Annotated in this window: 1 protein-coding gene (cut by a window edge); it reads left to right on the forward strand. The window is 70.8% G+C overall.

The window, feature by feature from the left end:
* Window positions 1-46: 46 nt before the first annotated feature.
* Window positions 47-22,009: the 5' portion of a hypothetical protein gene (locus tag ND450_RS13315; RefSeq protein WP_253328170.1), read on the forward strand. 8,955 nt of this gene lie beyond the right edge of the window; 21,963 of the gene's 30,918 nt are visible here — the first part of the coding sequence; the start codon lies at window positions 47-49; its stop codon lies off the right edge, out of view.

Genomic DNA, 22,009 nt, shown 5'->3' on the forward strand with positions numbered 1-22,009 from the left:
CCTCGATCCCGCCTCGTTCTGACGCAGTTCTGGAGAATCGCCACTCATGGCCAAGGGGAACGTCAACCCGAACCCGTCGTCGAACCCCGGGGCCACCCCGCCCCCCTCGACGCCGCCGACCAGCGGAACGGGTGGGGGCGGCCCCACCGGCAACAGCGGTTACTCCATGAACGACTCCTCGATGCAGGGGTTGCAGAACAAGGCGGGTGACCTGGGGTCCCGGCTGTCGAGCATCTCGAGCGGCCTGCGGGGCCTGAACTTCAGCGGCAACGCCCTCGGCCCCATCGGCCTGTTCGCGGTGCCGGCGCTCAACGCGTCCAACGACAACGCCGTGTCGCAGGCGGACCGCGGCTCCAAGGCGTTCACCGACGTCCAGTCGAACCTGAAGGCCACGCTGCAGACCTCGCAGCAGGTCGACCAGACCAACCAGACGAACATCAAGTCGATCGACACCACCACCGACGCGAAGAACGTGCGCGGCGGCGGCAACAACACGTCGGGCAACTTCACGCCCGGCGGCGCCACGGCCAACGGCCCGCAGGGCATCAGGGGCGGCGGCAACAACACGTCCGGCAACTTCACGCCCGGCGGTCCCACGGCCAACGGCGCGCAGCCGATCAAGGGCGGCGGCAACAACCAGACGTCCGGCGTCAAGGGACCGGGCGGAGGTCCCTCCGCCGCGACCCCGAACATCAAGGGTGGCGGCAGCAACGCCACCTCCGGCGTCACCACGCCCGGCGGCAACGCGGCGGGTGCGGCGCCCAACATCAAGGGCGGCGGCAGCAACGCCACCTCCGGCGTCACCACGCCCGGCGGCAACGCGGCGGGTGCGGCCCCGAACATCAAGGGCGGCGCCGGGGCGACTCCCGGCGGTCCCAAGGCCCCGGCGGCGTTCACCCCGACCGCACCCGGCTACACCCCGCCCGGCGCCGCCGGTGGCAAGGGCAGCTCCAACTCGACCTCCGGTGTGAAGACCCCCGGCGGCAACGTGGCCGGTGCGGCGCCCAACATCAAGGGCGGCGCCGGAGCCACGCCCGGCGGCGCCAAGGGCCCCGCGCCCTTCACGCCCACCGCGCCCGGCTACACCCCGCCCGCCGGCGCCGGTGGCAAGGGCGGCGGTTCCACTCCCGGCGTCAAGAGCCCGGCCGCCTTCACGCCCACCGCACCCGGCTACACCCCGCCCGGTGCCGCGGGCGCGGCCGGCAAGGGCGGCGGTTCCACCCCCGGCGTCAAGAGCCCGGCCGCCTTCACCCCCACCGCACCCGGCTACACCCCGCCCGGCAGCGCCGGTGGCAAGGGCGGCGCGACTCCTCCCGGCACTCCCGGCGCGACCCCTCCCGGCGGAAAGGGCGGCGCGACGCCCGGCGGTTCCACCCCCGGCGGTGCCACTCCCGGTGGCGGCGCCAAGAGCCCTGCGGCCTACTCTCCGTCGGCGCCCGGTTACAAGGACCCCGGTGGCACGGCGGGCACCAAGCCGTCCACCACCACTCCCGGCCCGCAGAACGCCGTGACGTCGCCTTCGCGCGGCGGCGCGGCCGCTCCCCCGATGTCGCCCGGCATGGCCCCGCCGATGGGTGGCGCGACCCCCGGTGCGACCGGAGGCGAGCGCGGCGGCAGCAAGGTCCCGACGGGTGGCTCGAAGGGCGTGTTCGACGCGCCCAAGGCGCCCACGCCCGACAACACCATCACCAAGGCGCCCGGAACGTCGTCCTCGACGCCTCCGCCGGCCCCCAAGCCCAACGCCAACGTCCCGCTGCCGCCCACCTCGACGCCCGGCGGCGCGACTCCGGGCGGCGCGAAGACCCCGGCGGCGTACACGCCGTCCGCACCCGGCTACAAGGACCCCAGCAGCTCCCTCGGCTCGACGCCCGGCGGTTCGACCCCCGCCGGCGCGACTCCCGGTGGTGGCGCGAAGACCCCGGCGGCGTTCACGCCGTCCGCACCCGGCTACAAGGACCCCAGCCTCGGCGGCCCGACCCCCGGTGGTTCCACACCGGGTGGCTCCACGCCCGGCGGTTCGACGCCCGGTGGCTCCACGCCCGGCGGTTCGACGCCCGGTGGCGGTGCGAAGACCCCCGCGGCGTACACGCCCACGGCACCCGGCTACAAGGACCCCAGCAGCACCCCCGGCTCGCAGAGCGCCGTCAGCACACCGCCGCAGAGCGCGGGCCCGCGCGGCGGCGCCGCCCCGAGCGTGACGCCGCCCCCGCCGGCCGCCTCCCCCGGCATGGCCCCGCCGATGGCACCGGGAGGCGCGCCCGGCGCGACCGGTGGTGAACGAGGCGGCAGCAAGTACGTCCCCAGCACGGGCGGCACGAGGGGCGTATTCGACGCGCCCAAGCCCCCGACGCCCGACAACACCATCACCAGGGCGCCGGGAACGTCGCCCTCGACGCCCCCTCCGGCCCCCAAACCCAACGCCAACGTCCCGCTGCCGCCCACGTCGTCGCCGAACACGCCTCCGCCGAGCACGCCGTCGCCCAACGCGGCGACCGCTCCGCCCGCGCAGACGCGCCCCGCCCCCGCGGCACCGCCGGTCAACACCCCCGGCACCCCGGCGCCGAACACGACCACGCCCCCGGCACAGACGCGCCCCGCACCGGCCGCACCGCCGGTCAACACGCCGCCGGTCAACACGCCGCCGGCCAACACGCCGCCGGCCAACACGCCGCCGGCCAACACGCCCGCGCCGAACACGAACACGCCGCCCCCGGCGTCTTCGCGCCCGGCCCCGCCGCCCGTCAGCGCGCCGCCCGTCAACGCGCCCTCGACGAACGTCCCGTCGCCGAACGTCAACACGCCTCCGGCGAACGTCAACACGCCTCCGCCCGCGGCCACCCCCGCGCCGCGGCCCGACACCACGCCGGCCCCGCAACCCAAGGCCGACACCCCGCCTCCGGCACAGACGCGCCCGGCACCGGCCGCACCGCCGGTCAACACGCCGACCCCGGCACCCGCACCCAACCCGGCGCCTGCGCCGAACGTGAACACGCCTCCGGCGAGCGTCAACACGCCTCCGCCCGCGGCCACGCCCGCGCCGCGGCCCGACACGACGCCGGCCCCGCAGCCCAGGGCCGACACGCCGCCTCCGGCACAGACGCGCCCGGCACCCGCCGCACCCCCGGTCAACACGCCAAGCCCGGCACCCGCGCCTGCTCCGAACCCGGCACCCGCGCCGAACGTGCCGCCGCCGAACACGCAGTCGCCGAACCCGAACACCCCGCCGGCCACCACCCCGCCGCCGAACACGGCGACGCCGCCCCCCGGCGTGCCTTCACCGCGTCCGGAGACGAGCGTCCCGGCGCCGAACACCTCGTCGAACCCGAACCCGGCCCCCGCGCCGAGGTCCGAGACCTCGGCTCCGCCCGTCCAGACGCCGAACCCGGCGCCCAACACCACCGTCCCCCCGGCGAACACGCCGTCGCCCAACACCGCGGCGAACGTGCCGCCGGCCAGCCCGCAGACGCGGCCGGCGCCGCAGGTCGACGCGCCGGTCAACGGCCCCAACACCGACGCACCGCCCGTCCAGACGCGACCGGCGCCCGCGCCGCCCACCGGCGCGGCGCCGAACCCGAACACCACGGCGAACCCGACGGCCAACCCCACCGTCACGCCCGACCTCGTCGTGCTGCCGCCGGCGGCCGCCGGAGTGAACGCCAATCCCAACACCGACACCGACTCGTCCACCGATGTCCAGCAGGAGACCACGCCCCCCGGCGCCGCTCCGACGGTGAAGGACCTGCTGGCGGACGTCGACAACGTCATCGTCGCGGTGGACAACGCGGCGGGGCTCGGCCACCAGGCCGCCGCGACGACGCTGGTGAAGGCGCTGCGCGACGGCGGCTACCAGGACAAGATCACCTTCGTCACCGATCCGGAATCCGTGCCGAAGATGGAGCTCCTGATCACGCCGGACCTGGGCGAGGTCGAGGTCAGCAGCTCGCCGAACCATCCCGCCGACAGCAACACGTTGCTGATGTCGGCAGGCGACGACTCACTCAACGCGCACGACACGACCACCGCCACCAGCTACCTCAACAAGAACAACGTCAACGAAGCTGTGATCCTCAAGCCGTATGCCTGGGACAGCAGCAAGCGGCTTCTCATCAAGCGCGACTCCCCCGACGGCGACGTCCAGATCATCGATCTGGACCCGCACATCAGCCCGGACGCCAGGTACGTCTACGACGTTCCGAAGATCACCGATCCGCAGGCGTTGGCCAACCTCATCGACCAGGAGATGTCCGGCAACCCGAAGGCGGCCGGCATCAAGAAGGTCGCCGACGCGGTGCTGAGCGGCAAGGCCGACCTGATGCCGGTCTACGGCCTCGTGGCTGTCGACCCCGTCAGCCGTCCCGGCGTGTCCAACCACCTCGCGATGGCTCTGCACTCGCTGGACCAGAAGCCCGCGATCATGATGGAGATCACCCCCTCGTCGGTCTGGTTCGTGCCGCAGCCCGAGGTGGACGGGATCCAGCGCGCGGACATCACCTCACCCGACCTGCAGGAGAAGATCGACAACCTGAAGCAGGGCGACGTCCTGGTGGTGAACACCGGGTCCATGCCCCAGGCGGTGTTCCAGCAGGTCTTCCAGCTCGGCACCCTGCCCGCGATCAACGAGGGCGCGAACTCCACGAACCTCGCGCACCTCGTCGAACGGCCGAACATCTCCGTTCTCACCAGCAAGACCCCTTATCCGACCGTCCCCGGCGCCGACGCCGCCACCACGAACCTGAACAACGCGAGCAACGGCTTGCGAGCGGACACCGCGTGGACCGCGGCCGTCAACGCGGACCTGGAGGCGGGCACCGACCCCAAGAAGGGCCCGTCGGCTGCGAAGCAGGCGTTCAAGGTGACCACCGCCATCGAGACCTTCACGGCGCTCGGGGACTACGTGGTGTCGCCGGACCGCGACCCCGGCGAGGCAGCCAGCTCCGTCTCCCAGATCTCCTCCATGCTCTCGCCCGCGCTCCACGGCAAGGGCGAGGAGGTCACGAACATCCTTTCCGGCCTCCCCGACGACGCGGCCCAGGAGATCAAGAACGTCATCAACGGCGACCAGCCGTCGCCGAAGTTCCTCGACGACACGAAATACGCGGTCGACCTCACCAAGCAGCAGGTGGACCAGATCATCGATCTGCTCGAGTCGCGGAAGCCGGAGCTCCAGCAACAGCTGGCCAACGACTTCCCGAGCAACAAGCCGGGCGATCCGGTCGATCCCGCCAACCCGGATTCGGGTCGAAACGACGTTGCCCAGCTCGCTGACCTGCTGAAGAACCTCTCGCAGAAGGACAGTCCCGAGAGCAACTACTTCGCCCAGGTGTTCGAGGACGCTCGCGCACCGCAGAACAACCAGGTCCTCCAGGCGCTGACCCTCCGGCAGGACCCGCCGTCCCCACCGCCGCCCGCCCCGGCAGAGCAGACGCCGGACGCCGAGGTGCCGAGTCCGAAGACGCCGGTGGAGTCGACGCCCCCGGCCCAGCAGGCACCGGTCCAGCAGGCCCCTGCTTCGGTGGTGCCGCCCGCCGTCACGACTCCCAGCACCAACGTCGAGACCAACGTCGAGACCAACACCGGCAGCGACGTCGAGAGCGATGCCGAGTCCGACGGACCCGACATGAGCGGTGGCCTCTTCGGATTCGACAGCGACGTCGAGACCAACAGCGACGTCGAGACCAACACCGGCGCCAACACCAACACCGAGGCCAACACCGAGGCCAACGCCGAGAGCGACGCCGAGTCCGACGGACCCGACATGAGCGGTGGCCTCTTCGGATTCGACAGCGACGTCGAGACCAACAGCGACGTCGAGACCAACACCGGCGCCGAGAGCAACACAGGCGCCAACACCAACACCAACACCGAGACCAACACCGAGAGCGACGTCGAGTCCGACGTCGAGTCCGACGGACCCGACATGAGCGGCGGCCTCTTCGGATTCGACAGCGACGTCGAGACCAACAGCGACGTCGAGACCAACACCGGCGCCGAGAGCAACACCGGCGCCAACACCAACACCGAGGCCAACACCGAGGCCAACGCCGAGAGCGACGTCGAGTCCGACGCCGAGTCCGACGGACCCGACATGAGCGGCGGCCTCTTCGGATTCGACAGCGACGTCGAATCCAACACCAACAGCGACGTAGAGTCCGAAACCTACGTGGACGCCGAGTCGAACCCCGGCTCCCGCAGCGACGTCGAGTCCGACAACGACGTCTTCTTCGACGCCGAGTCCAACCCCGGCACCGCCCCGGGGGACGGCACCCGTGGCGCGCCCCCGGCGCCCGGCTCCGACGTCGGGCCGAACACCGAGACGAACACGTCCGCGGACACCGACGCTCCGTCCCGGAACGCTCCCCAGACCACCCCGCAGAACAACGGCCCGGCGCCGACCAGGGACGTACCGGCCACCCCGCCGCCCGCGGCCCCGCCGGCACCTCCCGCTCCCCCGGCACCGCCCGCACCGCAGTCGAACCTGAACCCCGACGGCACCCGCAAGGACGTGCCGAAGGTCGGTGCGCCGCCGGCCGCGACGCCGCCGACGCCCGAGTCGCACCAGGGCAAGGACGTCCTCACCGACGAGTCGTGGCGCCACGACCCCGCCAGGACCGCGGACTGGTCGAACCCGAGCAACCCGGCCGACCGCAGCACGTGGGCGGACCGCCGCAACGACACCGACGTGCGCACGGTCGACCAGGTCGTGCACGACGTCCGCACGGACAGCACGCCGTCGAACATCGAGTCGTACCAGGGCCTCATCAACTACGACCTGCGCCGCATCGAGACCAGCCCCGGCAACTTCGTGCAGGAGTACACCGTCAAGGTGCACCTCGACCCTGCCGCGAACATGACGCCCGAGACCATCGCGCAGGTCAAGGAGAACGCCGCCAACGGCGTCAACAACCTGCTGAACCAGGGCTTCCGGCTGCCCAGCGGTGACCAGTTCCACCTGAACCTCGAGTTCACCGACAACAAGGCCGACGCGCACACCAGCATCAAGGTCGACAAGAACACCACCAACCCCGACCAGACGCACTGGGGCGCGGAGACGAGCCCCGAGGTACTCGCGCACGAGACGCTGCACTACCTCGGAATTCCGGACGAGTACAAGGACTCGACCCGCGTCTTCCAGCAGCACGACACCAACTCGGGCGTCCACCAGAACGACGGCGGCCTGATGGGTGCCGACGTCCACCTGCCCGACCCCGGCATCCGGCCGCGCCACCTGTGGCTGATCGAGCGCACCGCCAACAGCCAGGTCATGGTGCCCGACACCACGATCAACCCGGCCGGCCCGGCCACCGTGCCGCCGCCCGCGGACTGGAATCCCAAGCCCGCACCGGAAAGCGCACCGTCCACTCAGGACGTCAAGTCGGGCCCGGACGTCGGTCCCGACGTGCAGACGCGGCCGATGCCCACGGACACGCCCGGCCTGCCCGGCAGCTTCGACGTCGACTCCGATGTCGACGCCGACGTGGACGTCCGGCCCAACAACCAGACGCACCTGCCGAACCTCGACAGGGTCGGTCTGGTCGAGTCGGTGCTGCGCAGCGCCGCGTTCCAGGGCGTGCAGGTCCCGAACTCCTCGCCGCTGGTGGGCATCAGCGATGTCCAGTCCACTGTGGACAACGTCCGTGCCGACGTCCAGCAGAACCCGCAGAACCACAACCACCCCGGGCTGAACCCGCCCGCGCTGTCGAACTGGGTCGCGAGCCAGGTCGACCCCGCCTCGCTCGCGAAGTTCCACCCCGACCTCGAACCGAACGTGCCCGGCCTCACGGGCGACGCCAAGGTCGAGCAGTGGCGGGCGAACGTCGCGAACGACCTCGCGAACGGGTCCGGCAGGCGCTGGGACGTCGTGAACGCGGGCCTGAACACCGACGGCATGAAGCCCGGTGACGTGGACATGATCAACCACGTCACGCAGGAGGTGAAGGCGAACGGCGCGCTGCCTTCGTCCGCCGACCTCGTGGACCACGCCCTGCACACGCCGTCGTGGGCCGACTCGCACGTCGGCTCGCACCTGCCCGACTCGATCGCGCAGTCGCTGGGCGTGCAGCTCGTCGTCGACAACAACGGCGTGCCGACCTTGCACGGCCCCGATGGCGCGCCGCAGGTGCAGATCAACACGCAGAACGGCACGTTCGGCGCTCTGGGCGGCCCGACGCCGCAGGAGGTCCGGGCCGGCATGGAGGCCTGGCTCGGCGGCAAGTCCTCCGCGGAGGTCAACCAGACCATCGGCGACCTGTACAAGGGACGCCAGGACGAGGGCCTCTACACCGCGGCGCAGAACACCCAGCTGATCAAGCGCGCGGCCGCGCACCCCGGTGGCCCCCAGGTCTTCATGAACGACCTGATGCAGCGCTCGGCGGACCTGCAGAGCCGGATCGACGAGGCGAAGTCCCAGGGCTCCCGCAAGCCCGAGATGATGCAGTCGCCGCAGGAGCTCGCGCAGACGGCCGCGATCAAGGAACAGGTCGCGACCCTCACCGACCTGAAGAACAACACCGACAGCCAGATCAACACCCTGAACGCCCAGGGCCCGAGGGTGGGCGTCACGCACATCCTCGACACCCAGGTCGCGGGTCCGAACGCGGACGGCCTCGCGGACATCAAGCCGGACGTGCTCCCCCAGCTCGACGCCTACCTGACCCAGCAGATCGCGGCGGCGGAGAACGCCGGGTTCGACGCCCAGAACCTCAGGGACCTGCAGCAGCGGGTGCAGAACGAGGCGGACGTCCGCACGGTGCTCGGCCACGCCTCGACGCGCGGCGTGGACGGGTTGGCCACCCAGGTGGAGGACCTGACGGTCGCGCTGGAGAACACGCGCGCCGGCAAGGCGGCGAACACCGGGCTCACCGGCGCCTGGAACTACGTGTTCGGCGGCGGGGTCGACACGTCGACCGACTTCGACCAGAAGATCGCCGAGATCGAGGGACTCAAGGCGCAGGCGGAACGCAACCTGTCGTTCGTCAACAATCCCGACTACGCCAACCGCTTCGCCAAGGCCGCTGACGCGCACGCGAACATCGTGTCCGTCCAGGAGCGGATCGCGAAGATGAACGCGGACACCGAGGCGCGCGCGGAACGCCTGCGGGACCTCGACGCCAGGACCCGGGAGTTCAACAACCGCCAGTTCGAGCTGCAGCTGGAGCAGATCCGGCAGGAGAGGGCGAATGAGGCCGCCGTCAACGGCCCCGATTCCGACGTGCGGTCGGACGTCGACTCGCAGTCGGACGCGCAGTCCGATGTGGACACGCGGGCGGACGGCCGTGAGCTGAGCCCGCGGCAGGAGTTCGCGGCGTTCCGGGCCGAGCTCTTCGGCAAGACCCCGGCCGAGCTCGCCGATCTCAGGACGCAGCACCGCAACGACCCGTTCCACCTGCAAGAGATCGACCAGATGTCCCGCAACCTGGAGATCGCCCAGAAGCCCGGTGGCATCCAGCAGCACCTGAGCGACCTCCAGAGTGAGATCAACAGCTCGCACGGCAAGGCGAAGGACCTGAAGCACTTCGCCGACGCGCTTCCGGACATGTTCAAGTCCGAGTTGCAGCGCACGGACCAGGCCCAGCGCGAAGCCGAGGTGCAGAACCTCAAGCAGCACCAGCAGCAGCTCTCCAACGAGCTGCTCACGCTGCAGTACGACCGCAAGGACGCGCTCACGACGTACGCGCTGAGCCTGCCCGCGGACCTGGACGCCCCCGGCTGGCAGTCGGTGACGCCGCAGGACGTGGAAGTCCTCATGGACCACGTCACCGACCTGATCCACGACGCGCGCGTGGGCGGCCGGCCGACCCCGGAACTGGACCAGCTCTACAGTCAGCTCCAGGACATCAAGCTCACCGACGCGGCGGCGCCCTACCGGCCGGAGACGCCTCCGGCGGACGTGGACGACGCCTCGTCGGTCCGGTCGGACGACGACGCCCCGGCGCAGCCGGCCGGCGACGTCCGGGACACCGCGGCGGCGGACGCGGACCAGCAGGCCCAGCCCGCACCGGCGCCCGCCCCCCAACCCGAACCGCGCCCGTTCATGCAGGACCCGGCGGCGCGGCCCGCGAACCCGGACGTGGACCTCGTCGTCCCCGGCGGCTTCGGCCCCGTGCAGGAGGGCACCTCGCCGCGGTCGTTCGCGGCGTCGCTGTACGGCCTCGACTCCGCGGCGCTGCGCGAGATGCAGCAGAACCCGGCGTACACCAACAATCCCGACCGCGCGGCCGCGATCCAGAACGCGCTCGACATCTCCCGCAACGCCGGTCCGCCGCACATCTACGACCAGCGCACGCAGATCGCCGAGCAGGGTCTCGCCAAGGCCAAGGCCGACAGCACCCGGTGGAACGCCGCCGACATGGTGCCCGACGCCCTCAAGACCCAGTCGATGCTGGACGACCAGGCGGCCCGCCGGGAGCGGGCAGGCCGCGACGTCCAGTGGCGGCAGAACCAGGTCGACCAGCTCACGGCCAACCGCGACGCGTCGCTCACCGCCCACGCGTTGCAACTGCCGGCCGACCCGAACGCGCCGGCGTGGCGCCAGTTCAGCGATGCCGACGTCGCGGCCGTGCAGGCGCACGTCGACCAGCAGATCCAGGACGCGCGGGAGGGCGGGCACAACACCAGCCACCTCGAGGCGTTCCGGGACTTCACGCAGGAGGTCCAGCAGGCGCGGCAGGACGCGGACACGCGCCCCGCACCGCCCGCCCCCGACGCGAACACCGAGGTCGAGACCCGGCCCGCGCCGCCGAAGCCGACGCCGAACCCGGTCATCCCGATGACCACCATGGCGCCGCAGCCCGTCGGCCAGGTCCCCGGCACGAACCTGCCGGGCTTCTTCCAGGACAACAAGGCGCTCGGCTCGATCACGGCGACCGACGTGAAGGGCGCCGACGCCGTCGTCGCCGAGATCCCCGGTCTCAAGCCGAACGACCAGGCACGCATCAAGAACGCGCTGGAGAACGACTTCGAGTCGTTCCTCGACGGTGGCCGCAACTTCCAGGTGAAGATCGGCAACGCCTGGTTCGAGGCGAACGTCCGCGCGGAGATGCACGCGGACGCCTCCACGGACGTCCAGGCCAACGCCGACACCAAGGTGGACAAGAGCTACCAGGCCGGCGCGTCCACGGGCACCACGAACACCATCTCGACGTCCAACGACGTCGGCGGTTCGGTGACGGCCGGTGTCGCGGCGGGCCCGTACGGCTCGCTGGGCGGCAAGGCCGCGCTCGCGACGCCCGCGGTCTCGCAGTCCACCAGCAACTCCGTCACCGAGGCCCGCGCGATCAAGGGATCGGACGACGGCTCGAAGAAGGCGACCGTCCCGGTCTCGTACGAGATCACGCTCACCGACGCGAGCGGCGAGGTCAAGCAGTTCTCGACGCTGAGCACGGGCACGGACGTCACGCTGCAGATCCCGCAGGACCTCAGCTCGATCGTGGACTCCGGCAAGACCTCGGCCTCCGTCACTCCGCCCGACGCGCAGTGGGGCGCCAAGGTCGAGAACGCGGTGCCGGAAGCCGTGGTGGTCAAGGACTCCGGCAAGGCGTTCACCGACGTCGCCGCGAAGCTGCACCCGTCGATCACGAAGGTCGGCTCGCCCGGCCGCGAGGCGCTGCAGAACTTCCTCAGCCCCACCTCGATCCGCAACAACCTGCCCGCGATGCTCGGCGGCTTCGTCACCTCGCCCGACCTGCTCAGCCCGCACGCGAGCAAGGGCGGCGCGGTGCAGATGACCGCGACGCTGAAGGACGCGAAGCTCGTCGGCACGAGCGACAAGGCCGCGCTGGACCTGAAGGACACCTCCGCCTTCGGCAGCAGTGTGTCCGCGTCCACCAAGACCGGGTTCGACATCACCGCGGGCGTCGGCGCCAACATCGGCGTGCCCGGCCAGGTCGGCGGCACCGTCGGCGCCACCGGCAGCTACTCCACGCGCACCGCCGAGGGCGTGAACGCGGGGTCGAGCAGCAACCACAAGACCGGCATCGGCGTGAAGTCCGAGACCGGCCTGTACGAGGTCACGGCCGAGGTCGAGGTCCGCACGCCCTCCGGTGAGAGCGTGAAGATGGAGGTCACGACCTACCAGCGCATGGGCCTGGGCGAGGCCGGTGCGGTGGGTCTGCCGACCCCGGACGGCACCAGGAACTCGATCACCGACCCGGCCACGGCGGACAAGAAGTACCTGCCGCCGTTCGTCGCCGACACGCTCGCCGCCGGCAACGCGAAGGTCGGCGAGTTCACGCCCGCCAACCAGGTGCAGAGCCAGGTCGAGAACAAGCTCAAGGAACTCCCCGGCTTCGAGAAGTTCCTGCCGAAGTGGAACAACCCGGACGCGAACCCGCGCAGCAGCAAGGGCCAGAGCTTCTCGGACGTCGCCGAGCAGCTCGCGAACCAGCGCAAGATCACGGCGACGCTCTCCCCCGCCGCGCTCAAGGCCAACATGGACAGCCTGCTCGGTCCGGGCGTCTCGGTGCAGCTGAAGAACTCCGGCACGACGAAGAACACCTACGTCAACGTCACGGTCAAGGCCAAGCTCAGCAACCCGAAGCACCTCGGCCAGGCCGACGCGCACACCGTCAGCGACTCGACGACGACCGGCCCGAAGCTCGACGCCAACACCAGCACCACCAAGGGCTGGACCGGCGGCGTGCAGGGCCGCGCGAACATCCCGGTGAAGACCGGTGTCGCCGCGCTCAACCCGTCGCCGCAGGCCGGTGTGTCCTACAGCCACTCGTGGACGGACAAGACCTCGGCAGGACCGGCGGTCTCGGCCACGCAGTCGCAGTCGGGCAGCCCGGACTCCCAGGTGTTCTCGAACGACGTCGAGTTCGAGATCGAGATCACGACCTTCGAGCGGCCGCGGACGTGGGTGCGCTCGGTGACCCCTGGCGCACCGGGGTTCCAGTCGCCCGAGGTGAAGACGGTCGCCAAGACCGGCGCGGGCCTGGACAAGATCGACGGCAAGGTCACCCTGTGGGTGCAGGACGGCGCGACGCTCAAGGACAACCCCGGCGACGGCTTCAAGCCGGGTGACCCGCAGTCGACCAAGCTCGACGACTCGCCGTCCATCAAGGACCTGCTGAGCCCGAAGGAGGCCCGGCCGAAGTCGCCGGAGTTCCTCAACGTCGAGGCCGTCGCGAACACGGCCGAGCTGCGCGACCAGGCGATCGACGCCCTGAACCGCGCGGCGAAGGGCGACTCGGCGCTCACCACGCCGGGCACCGCGTCCCGCGCGCAGATCGACAAGATGTTCGCCCCGGAGAACATCAAGGCGAACCTGCAGCGGCTCATCGAGACCGGTGTGCAGGAGCAGGGCCTCAAGTACGACCGGCGCGTCACCGACCGGTCCGGCGCCATCGGCATGTCGGTGAAGCTGGGCGAGGCCAAGCTGGTGGCCATCTCGGACACCACGGGCACGGACAACTCGGTCAGCGGTGGCTACAAGGCCGGTGAGTCGTCCACGACGAGCCGGTCCGTCGACCTCACCGCCGGCATCAACGTGCCGGTGCGCCCGAACGTGACCCCGCCGCCCGCCGGCACGCCGACGAACCCGAGCGGGTCCGGTGGTGTCGCCGCGACGGCGAAGTTCACGCCGTGGTCGGACAGCAAGACGACGTCGAACGAGATCGGCGGCAACGTCGACCGCGGCAAGAGCACCTCCGGCGAGGCGCGGACCGTGCTGGTCCAGATCGACGCCGAGTTCACCATCGTCGGTGAGAGCCGTGCCGGGAACTTCCTGCACGGCGGCACGCCGAACGCCGAGGGCGTCACGGTGAACATGCCGAAGTCGGTGTTCGTGCGGGTGTCCGAGGACGTCGCGCGCGACCTGGGCGCGCTGCCCAAGGTCGAGTCGAGCGTGCCGAAGCCGGACTTCCCGAAGATGGCGCCGCCGTCGACGGTGGCGACCAACGAGCCGGGCGCGCTGGGCCTGTCCAACGTGGAGTCGGTGCCGGACCTGTCCGGTGTCGTCAACAACCTCACGGCGGAGCTCTCGACGAAGACCAAGAAGTTCGGCAGCGACGCGCTGATCCCGGACTCGGTCCTCAAGGACTCGATGAGCAACCTGCAGCGCATCGTCGACCTCAACTCGCCGGCCAGCGTCAAGGCGATGATCGACAGCGCCATGGACGGCGGCGTGCCGCTGCTGGTGCACCAGCCCGGCACGTTCGGCAAGGACAGCTACCAGGTCACGTTGCGCGCCAAGGCGGGCACGCCGCAGTTCGACCAGGTCGTCAACGACGGCGTGGACATGTCGCACAACGTCGCCGGCTCCAGCAAGACGACCGACGGCTCCGGTCGCGGCACCGGCTGGGGTGCCGGTCTGCGCGCGCCCGGCCTCGCCTCGCCGGGCAGCGCGAACCCGAACGTCTCGGGCACCGCCGGTGTCGCGGCGGGCGCGAACATCGGTGGTAGCAAGGGAACCTCGGTCTCGACCTCGGTCACCGAGGGCTTCGGTGCCAACCGCACCGCGAGCGGACCGGCGGCGCAGTACACCGTGCCGGTCGAGTTCGAGCTCGTCGTCGAGAAGGGCTCCAAGGAGATCGCGCGGGCCGAGAGCGGCCCGCAGGAGATGAAGGTCCGCACGCACGCGGACAACCAGAAGATCGCCGGTGGCGCGAACCCGCAGCCGTACATGTCCGCGGCCAGCAAGCGCGGCAGCGACCAGGGCACGCCGGAGGCGGCGGCCGCGTTCCAGCAGGACCCCCGTGCCTCGCAGTTGCCGCCGGCCGCGTCGGTGGAGAACCTGCGCGGTGCCAAGGACCTGCGTGACGCCGCCGTGCGGGCCATGACGGAGGCGGGCGCGGGCAAGGGCCTGACCGGCAAGGGAACGGGCTCGCTCAACGCCCTGTTCTCGACGCTCAGCCCGGAGAACCTGCAGCCGCACCTGCCGTCGATGCTGTCCGGCCCGCTCGACGTGCCGGGCCTGAAGGAGGCGGCGCTGACGTTCGGGCAGGACGCCGACGTCAAGGTCTACGCGAAGCTCGTCAACCCGCAGCTCGGGTCGCTCAGTGACGACGTCAAGATCGAGAAGCCGCTCGACTCGAGGTCTACCGAGACCTCCAGCGAGGCCAAGGTCTCCGAGACCGCCGACGTGTCGGTCGGTCTCGCCCAGGGCAGCGCGGCGATCAAGCAGGGTGCCCCGGCCGACACCGTCAACTTCGGCACCGGCGGCGTGGAGCTGCGGCACGGCGCAGAGGACTCCTCCGCGGTGTCCGGCAACCCCACGCAGTCCGCGTCCGGCGCGGTCAAGCCGAAGGACGCGTCCCGCAGCGGTCTCGTGCAGTTCGACGTCGAGTACCGCGTGGTGGCGACGATCGGCGGCAAGACCGGTGTCGTCGACCTGACGGTGCCCGGCTCCGCCGGGGTGCGCATGCCCGCCGCCGACGCCGAGACCGTGCTGAACCACCAGTTCAGCGACTCTCTCAAGGACGCGCAGGCCGACGTCAAGAAGGCGGCCGACGACTGGCGGACCGCCGAGAAGGCCGTCGAGGACGCCCGGCACGACGGCCAGGACAAGATCAACGAGGCCGCGGCCGTGATGGCGCGGACCGACCAGCCTCTCGGCAAGGCCTCGGTCGAGGCGAACGCGGCGATCGAGAACCACAAGGCCGCCGAGGCCGACGTCGAGTCGCGGCAGACGCGGTTCGACAACACGATCAGGGACGCGGCGCAGACGCGCACCACGATCAGGGACCTCAACGCGCAGGTCGTGTCGCTGAGCCAGGACGCGCAGGTGGCCGACAACGCGGTCACCGACGCGAAGGCGAACGGCGCGCCGCAGGCCGTGATCGACCGCCTCACGCAGGAGGCCGACGCGGCGCACACCGCGTTGACCGACGCGCAGCAGCAGGTCGCCGACGCGCGTGCGGAACTCGACTCCCAGCGCCGGACCGCGACGGACACCCGCACCGAGATCAAGGCGCACGAGGCGATCGCCGCCGAGAAGGCCTCCGCCCGAGCGGAGGCCGAGGCCGCGCGCCAGAAGCTCGTCGACGAGCAGTCCGCCGCTGAGAAGGCGATCAAGGACGCGGAGACCAAGCTCGACACCGCCCGCCGCGAGGCCGACGCCAAGCAGCAGAAGTGGTGGGACGCCAAGGCCAAGGTCGACGGCGAGATCACCACCTTCAACACCACGCCGCCGCCCGTGCCGCCGAAGGACGGCACGACGCCGGCGAACACCGGCACCACGCCGACGACGAACACCACGCCGGACGCGAACCAGAAGCCGCTGCCGGCCCTGCCTCCGCAGGACTCCTCCGTCGCGGAGTCGAGCAGGAGCGGTGCCGAGGCGAGCTCGTCGCGTCCCGCTCCCGCGAGCGCTGACGCGCAGCCGAAGAACGTCCGCGCGGGCGGTGCGCCGCCCGCCATGACTCCCCCGACCCCGGAGTCGCACCAGGGCAAGGACGTCCTGACCGACGAGTCGTGGCGGCACGACCCGGCGAAGACCGCCGACTGGTTCGCGCCGGAGAAGCCCGCCGACCGCAGCACGTGGGCCGACCGCCGCAACGACAAGGACGTGCGCACCGTCGACGTCGTCGTGCACGACGTCCGCACGGACAGCACGCCGTCGAACATCAAGTCCTATCAGGGCCTCATCAACTACGATCTGCGCCGCATCGAGACGAGCCCCGGCAACTTCGTGCAGGAGTACACCGTCAAGGTGTACGTCGACCCTGCCGCGAACACCGACCCCGCGCTCGTGGCGCAGGTGAAGGAGAACGCCTCCCGGGGCGTCGACTCGTTGCTGAACCAGGGTTACCGGCTGCCCAGCGGTGACCAGTTCCACCTGAACCTGGAGTTCGTCGACAACAAGGCCGACGCGCACACCGCGGTCAAGGTCGACCCGAACAACCCGAACGCCGACCAGACGCACTGGAACCCGAACACCAGTCCCGAGGTCCTCGCCCACGAGACGCTGCACTATCTCGGTGTCCCGGACGAGTACAGCGACTCGTCGCGCGTCTTCCAGCAGCACGACACGAACTCGGGCGTGCACAAGGACGACGGCGGCATGATGGGCGCCGACGTCCACGGCAAGGAGCCCGGTCTGCGCCCGCGGCACCTGTGGCTGGTCGAGCGCACGGCCAACAGCCAGGTCATGGTGCCCGACACCACGATCAACCCGGCGGGCCCGGCCACCGTGCCGCCGCCCGCGGGCTGGACGCCGAAGCCCGCCACGGCCACGGCCGACCCGGCCCCCGCCACCGCCAAGCCGGACGTCGAGGGCGACACCCGGCCGGTGAAGCGCGACCGCAGCCCGGAGAGCGACAACGGGAGCCGGGCCGACGACCGCACCACCAAGAAGAAGCCCGAAGCGGACCGGTGGACCAACACCGAGGCCGGTCCGAGCAACGCCGACACCGACGCGATGGAAGTCGACTCGGACAGCGAGGTCGATGCCAGCAACGAGGGCCAGTTCGCCGACCTGACCGAGGCGTTCGGCGGCCTGTCGCTGGGCAACGTCGACTTCCAGTACAACAAGGCGTTCGAGGACCTCGCGAGCGGCAACCTCGAGGTGCCGGACAAGGCCACGTACCTCGACAAGCTCAAGAGCAACGTCGAGAACGACGCCCCGCCGTCGTTCGTCGTCAACATGATCGTCAGCCACGACCAGCTGGCCGACATCGACAGCGTCATCGACGCGATCACCGCCGACGCCGGCGACCTGAAGAACAACATGGTGTTCGTCGTCGGCGTGAACGGCCGCGAAGGTGCCAGCGGCGTCGACATGGACGCCAACATCACCGCGGCGAACAACGCCGTCGCGAACCGCACGGAGCCGATCGCGCTGGTGCCGCTGGGCAAGCTGCCCGAGCAGGGGGCGTTCCCCTACGGCCAGATGCGCAACGGCACGATGCACAGCTCCGCCACCAAGTTCGCGGTGAGCGCGCTGAACGGCAAGGGCACGCACCCGTACCTGTCCATTCAGGACTTCGACTCCGGGTCGCGGAGGGTGCCGTCCGGCACGGACGTCTTCAACCACTTCAACCAGACCCTGCACTCTCCGGAGACCGGCCCGATCCGCCCGCTCATGTACGCGGGTGGGTACCGGGTCGGCGACGCCGACGCGCTCGTCCGGGACGTCGAGGCCCGCCGCGTCAAGGAGCAGGCGAAGCTCAACGCCGACAAGAAGCTGACCGCCAAGCAGAAGGCGGAGAAGCAGCGGCAGCTGGACCTGGTGGCGGACCACCTCAAGCCGGAGAACCGGGCCGCGTTCGTCGAGAAGTTCGAACAGGCCATGCGCGACGACATGGACGCGCGCGTGCGGCAGGGTGCTTCGGCGCCGTTGCTGCCGTACCTGCCGGAGCCCAACCTGTTCATCGACGCGAACGTGCCGATGGTCGACCCGTCGGTGCGGTTCAGCGACGCCGAGGCCGAGTTCAACGGCCTGGGCAAGTCGATGAACGAGTTCGCCGGCAACGAGATCGTCGAGATCCACACGAACAAGCTGCCGAGGCCCGAGCTCAACGCCGACCTGCTGGACACCAAGGCCCAGGTCGAGGCCGACATCGCCGAGCAGGGCGGCCGGGCGAGCGCGGGGCAGGCCAGGGTCCTGGAACAGGTGAACAGGGAGATCGAGGCGAACGAGAAGTTCGTCCGGGGCAACGCCGAGTTCGAGGCCGCGGTCACCGCGGTCGCGGTCGAGTCCGGCATCGAGGTCGACCTGCAGACCAACCGCAACCCCTATCGCGGCCAGACCTTCTCGACCGACTTCGTGGGGGGCGCGGTCGGCACCGACCTGTCCCGCATCGCGCTCGACTTCGCCATGAACGACGGCAAGTCGTGGGCGCAGTCGCACGTCGACCTGAAGACCGTGCCGAACCGGACCTTCGGCGGCGAGCCGGGTCAGGCGTCGAAGGCGGCCAAGGGCGAGATCAGCGCCGCAGACATCCGCAACGGGTTCCAGGGCAAGTCGCACGCCCAGCGGGAGTCCCAGACGCGGATCGACCACCGGTACGTCCGCGACGCGGAGACCGGCAAGATCATCGACACCAGGACCGGTGGCTGGAACCCGTCGAAGGTCGACTCGCTCAAGCTCGGCTGGGAGGACAAGAACACCCTCAACTACGGCATCTCCAAGGAGATCCCGGGCCACGGCCACATGGGGGTCGACCCGCAGACCGATGCGAGCACGCAGTACCCGCCGCCCCGGCAGAAGCCCGCCGGCGGCAAGCCGCTCGCACCCCGGACCGAGGCCGATCTCGGCCACATCGTTCCCACGGCCAAGCAGCAGAAGATGGCGACAGTGCTGAACATGGCGCTGTCGGACAACAACAGCAACGTGGCCCGCACGTTCGGCATGCTCGAACACGGCATCGCACCGAACGTCGCCCCGCCGCGCAGCAACGGCGTGTACAGCGCCGTGCACGAGGTGTTGACCAACGAGGCCGGCGGCGTCGCGGTTCCCAGCCCCACGGATCTGCGCACGAGCACGATCCAGAAGGGTTCGCTCGCGTCGACGAGCGTGACGACGCAGATCTCGCGGTTCCGCCAGCAGCACGACCTGGAGAACGGCCACCTGGTCAACTCGTTCATCGAGCCCAGGCCCACGACGCCGCTCCCCGGCCACACGCAGGCACCACCCCCCGAGAACGCGTACGAGCCCGATGCCGCCGAGATCGAGAAGTCCGAGAGGGCCGAGGACCTCACCGTCCAGCTGCTCGCGACCGAGCTGAACCGGCCGATCGTCGTGCACAACGCGGACGGGACGGTCGACACGTTCGCACCGCTGCACGACCTCGAGCCGGAGGTCCAGGAGCACTCCACCAAGGCCGACAAGGACAGGGCCAAGAAGTGGAAGGCACCGAACTTCGGGACCGAGCTGCACATCGACCGGCAGACCAACCCCGACGGCAAGTCGACCTTCAGCGCGCACGACGACCGGGGCGAGGGTCCGTCGACCCGCTCGGCGCCCCCGGCGTGGACCGCACCGGAGACCGACGCCCCGACGCGGCCGGCACCGCCGAACCCCGTCATCCCGATGACCGTGCTGGCCCCGCAGCCGGTCGGTCAGGTCATGCCGGCCGCGCAGACGCTGCCGGGCTTCTTCCAGAGCAACAAGGCACTGGGCACGATCGCGCCGACGGACGTGCGCGGCGCCGAGAACGTCACGAACGCGATCGACAACCTCAAACCGGCCGACGCCGCCCGCATCCAGCAGGCGATCAAGGGCGACTTCGAGTCGTTCCTCGACAAGGGCCGCAACTTCCAGGTCAAGATCGGCAACACCTGGTACGAGGCGAACATCCGCGCCACCATGCAGGCGCAGACCGAGATCGCCCCCGAGGCGGCGCCCGGCGTCAAGGTCGACGCGACCGCGCAGTCGGGCAACTCGTCCTCGACCGCGCACACCGTCGCCACGGCCAACGACATCGGCGGCTCGGCCTCGGCCAGCGCCGGGTTCGGCGCGTACGGCTCGCTCGGCGGCAAGGCTCAGTTCGCCACGCCCGCGCAGTCGCAGAGCACGTCCACGTCACTCACCGACCAGCGGATCATCCGCGCCGGCGAGGGGTCGACGCAGGCCACCGTCAAGGTGGCCTACGAGATCACGCTGGCCGACCCCAACGGTGGGCTCAGGCCCGTCGCGACGGTCGACACCGGCACCGACGTGACGCTGCAGATCCCGAACGACCTCGCGAAGATCACGGCCTCCGGCAACTCGACGGTGTCCGCTCCCCCGGCGGACCCGAACTGGGGCACCAAGCTCGAGCACCCCGCCCCGGAGGCGGTGACGGTCGGCGACCCGTACAAGGCGTTCGCCGACGTCGCGCGCGACCTGCACCCGTCGATCGTCAAGATCGGCTCGCCGGGCCGTGAGGCGCTGCAGAACTTCCTGAGCCCCACCGAGATCCGCAACAACCTCGGCGCGATGCTCGGCGGCGCCTACGTGACGTCGCCGGACCTGATCAGCCCGCACGCCAGCAAGGGCACCGCGGTGCAGATGACCGCGACGCTGAAGGACGCGCGGCTCGTCGGCACGCTCGACACCGGTCAGCTCCGCCTGCACGAGACCACCGCGCACAGCAGTGGTGTCTCGTCGACGAGCAAGTCCGGTGGTGACGTCACCGCCGGTCTCGGCTTCAACGCCGGCCTGCCGAACGTGGTGGGCGGCCAGGCCGGCGCCACGGTCGGCTACGCCGCGCGCACCGCGGAGAACGTCAACGCGGGCATCAACACCGCCCACAAGAGCGGCATCCAGCTCAAGGGCGACACCGGTCTGTACGAGGTGACGGCCGACGTCCAGGTCCGCACGCCCAAGGGCGTCGTGACGATCCCCGTCACGACCTACCTGCGCGTGGGCCTGCCCGAAGCGGCCCACGCCGGACTGCCGACGCCGGACGGCACCCGCCGCTCCCTCGTCGACGAGTCCAACAAGGGCAAGAAGTTCCCGCCGCCGTACATGGGCGACGCGATCGCCACCGGCAACGCCAAGGTCGGCGAGTTCGCGGTCGCCTCGGAGGTCCAGACGCAGGTCGAGGGCGCGCTGCGGGACATCCCCGGGTTCGCCAAGTTCCTGCCGACGTGGAACGACCCGTCCGTGAACCCGCGCAGCGGCAAGGGCAAGGGCTTCGCCGACGTCGCCGAGCAGCTCGCGAACCAGCGCAAGCTGACCTCGCAGCTCTCCCCCGCGGCGCTGCGGACCAACATGGACAGCCTCATGGGTCCCGGCGTCCAGGTGCAGCTGAAGAACAGCGGCACGTCGACCAACACCTACGTCAACATCACGGTCAAGGCGAAGGTCAGCGACCCGAAGCACCTCGGGCAGGCCGACGCGCGCAACGTCCGCGACGCGTCGTCCACCGGCCCGAAGCTCGACAGCTCCTCCAGCACCACCAAGGGCTGGAGCGGCGGTGTCGAGGGCAAGGTCGTGATCCCCGGTGAGACCAAGGCCGCGAAGCTGAGCCCGGCCCCGCAGGTGGGCGTCAAGTACAACCACTCCTGGACGGACAAGACCACCGCCGGGCCGACGGTCAACAGCACGTCGCTCAGCGTCGGCAGCCCGAACGCCCAGGTGTTCCGC

This window comes from Lentzea sp. HUAS12, assembly GCF_024125735.1.
Lineage (GTDB): Bacteria > Actinomycetota > Actinomycetes > Mycobacteriales > Pseudonocardiaceae > Lentzea > Lentzea albida.